The organism is Deinococcus sp. YIM 134068, from assembly GCF_036543075.1.
Classification (GTDB): Bacteria; Deinococcota; Deinococci; order Deinococcales; family Deinococcaceae; genus Deinococcus; species Deinococcus lichenicola.
The window spans coordinates 1-947 of the sequence record NZ_JAZHPF010000059.1 but is presented as its reverse complement, the minus strand read 5'-3'; the positions used below and the strand labels follow the sequence as shown (position 1 = coordinate 947).

The following is a 947-nucleotide window of genomic DNA, read 5'->3' as shown; positions in this document are numbered from 1 at the left end:
CACTACTCCCACGTCGACTGCCCCGGTCACGCCGATTACGTCAAGAACATGATCACCGGCGCGGCCCAGATGGACGGGGCCATCCTCGTGGTCTCGAGTGCCGACGGCCCGATGCCCCAGACCCGCGAGCACATCCTGCTCGCCCGTCAGGTCGGCGTGCCCTACATCGTCGTGTTCATGAACAAGGTGGACATGGTGGACGACGAGGAACTGCTCGAACTCGTCGAGATGGAAGTGCGCGAGTTGCTGGGCAAGTACGAGTTCCCCGGCGACGACCTGCCCGTGATCAAGGGCAGCGCCCTGCAGGCACTGGAGGCGCTGCAGGCCAACCCCAAGACCGCGCGCGGCGAGAACAAGTGGGTCGACAACATCTGGGAACTGCTCGACGCGGTGGACAGCTACATCCCCACCCCCGAGCGGGACACCGACAAGACCTTTTTGATGCCCGTCGAGGACGTGTTCACCATCACGGGCCGTGGCACTGTTGCCACGGGCCGCGTCGAGCGTGGCGTCGTCAAGGTCCAGGATGAGGTGGAGATCATCGGGCTGCGGGACACCAAGAAGACCACCGTGACCGGGATCGAGATGCACCGCAAGCTGCTGGACAGCGGGATGGCGGGGGACAACGTGGGCGTGCTGCTGCGCGGCGTCGCGCGCGACGACGTGGAGCGGGGTCAGGTGCTCGCCAAGCCCGGCAGCATCAAGCCGCACACCAAGTTCGAGGCCAGCGTGTACGTCCTGAGCAAGGACGAGGGCGGGCGGCACAGTGCGTTCTTCGGGGGCTACCGTCCCCAGTTCTACTTCCGCACGACGGACGTGACGGGGGTGGTGGAACTGGCCGAGGGGGTGGAGATGGTGATGCCGGGCGATAACGTGACCTTCACGGTGGAACTGATCAAGCCCATCGCGATGGAAGAGGGCCTGCGCTTCGCCATCCGCGAGGGTGG

General features: G+C 65.7%; 1 protein-coding gene. It reads left to right on the top strand.

What is annotated here, in order from left to right; translation table 11 throughout:
* On the top strand, positions 1 to 947 hold a 947-nt coding region (gene tuf, locus V3W47_RS19665), incomplete at both ends, for an elongation factor Tu (RefSeq protein WP_331826929.1).